Genomic DNA, 1,083 nt, shown 5'->3' with positions numbered 1-1,083 from the left:
AAGTGTAGTAGCTCAGACTTGACCTGACAATTACCGGTTATTTATACAGGTGTCTGTCAGGTTAAATCTGGTTCAGATTTTTTTCTGCCCAGAGTCGTTTTCCATCAAGTAATGTTTCCATTGGTGTTCGACCACAACACATTTTACCTTGATGCGTTCTTTCATTATTGTAGTGCCATAACCAGTTGTCCAGATCCGTTTGCAGACTTTCCAGATCTCCATACAGCTTTTTACGGAACGTGATTTGGTAAAACTCTTGTAAAATCGTTTTGTGGAACCGTTCGCAGATACCATTAGTTTGTGGTGACATCGCCTTCGTTTTCGTGTGGTCGATATCATTAATTGCTAAATAAAGTTGATAATCATGATGTTCCACTCGTCCACAGAACTCGGTTCCTCTGTCGGTCAGGATCCTCAGCATCGGAAGTTGTTGAGACTGATAGAATGGTAATACGCGGTCATTCAACAAGTCCGCTGCTGTAATTGGCGTTTTACTGGTGTACAGCTTGCAATGCGCGACTTTCGAATAGGTATCGACGAACGTTTGTTGGTAAATACGCCCAACCCCTTTTAGATTACCGACGTAGAAAGTATCTTGAGACCCTAAATAGCCTGGATGCGCCGTTTCGATTTCACCACAGGCTTCGTCATCATGGGCTTTCTTCTCAAGCGCGGCGATTTGGGCATCGTTGAGAATAATGCCTTCTTCAGCGGCTTTGGCTTCGAGAGCTTTGAGCCGTTTTGCAAAGTTCTCAAGATTGTTCCTGAGCCAGATAGAGCGCACGCCACTGCCTGAGATGAAGACGCCTTTTTGCCGTAATTCATTACTGGTTCGGTGTTGCCCATGAGCAGGGAACTCTACCGCATGTTCAACAACGGCACGCTCAGTAGCCTCATCGGCTCTATTTTTTAGATTGGGTACGCGGCGGCTTTGGTTGATAAGATTATCAATGCCGCCTTCTTGGGCGAGTTCTTGATAACGATAAAACGTATCGCGTGATACGCCCATCACTTTACACGCTTTAGAAACGTTGCCGAGTTCTTCGGCTAAATTAAGCAAACCGACTTTGTGTTTGATAATAG

General features: G+C 44.9%; 1 protein-coding gene. It reads right to left on the bottom strand.

Annotated elements, in window-relative coordinates:
* Window positions 1–61: 61 nt before the first annotated feature.
* Complete coding sequence (locus NXS07_RS20230) at window positions 62–1,081, bottom strand: IS481 family transposase (protein ID WP_258087539.1); 1,020 nt, start codon at window positions 1,079–1,081, stop codon at window positions 62–64.
* Window positions 1,082–1,083 lie beyond the last annotated feature (2 nt).

Origin of the sequence: Xenorhabdus bovienii, from assembly GCF_024721015.1 — a bacterium.
GTDB classification, from domain to species: domain Bacteria; phylum Pseudomonadota; class Gammaproteobacteria; order Enterobacterales; family Enterobacteriaceae; genus Xenorhabdus; species Xenorhabdus bovienii.
Note: the sequence above shows the minus strand (reverse complement) of the source record. Positions and strands in the feature narration are given on the sequence as shown.